The sequence below is a fragment of the Neobacillus drentensis genome (assembly GCF_036966985.1).
Lineage (GTDB): Bacteria > Bacillota > Bacilli > Bacillales > Cytobacillaceae > Neobacillus > Neobacillus drentensis_E.
Genome location: NZ_JBALSN010000203.1, coordinates 905 through 1,234 on the forward strand (window position 1 = coordinate 905; position 330 = coordinate 1,234).

Annotated in this window: 1 protein-coding gene; it reads left to right on the plus strand. The window is 40.0% G+C overall.

Annotation, left to right across the window (positions count from 1 at the left end; translation table 11 throughout):
• On the plus strand, positions 1 to 330 hold a 330-nt coding region (locus V7659_RS13790), incomplete at both ends, for an MFS transporter (RefSeq protein WP_335540480.1).

Below are 330 nucleotides of genomic sequence, written 5' to 3' on the forward strand. Positions count from 1 at the left end.
CTCCTTTAGATGCTGGCTTATTGTTACTGCCAGGTGCGATTTCAATGGCAATTATGATGCCAATAACAGGGAAATTATTCGATAAATTTGGCGGACGTACGTTAGCCATTATTGGTTTAGGGATTACAGTGGTCACTAGTTATATGTTTAGCAAATTAACACTTGAAACAACTTATACTCATTTAATTATTTTATATACAATCCGCATGTTCGGGATGTCCATGGTGAATATGCCAGTAACGACAAACGGCTTGAACCAATTACCAGCACGCTTTTATCCACACGGTACGGCGATGAACAATACGATGTCGCAGGTATCTGGTGCGATTG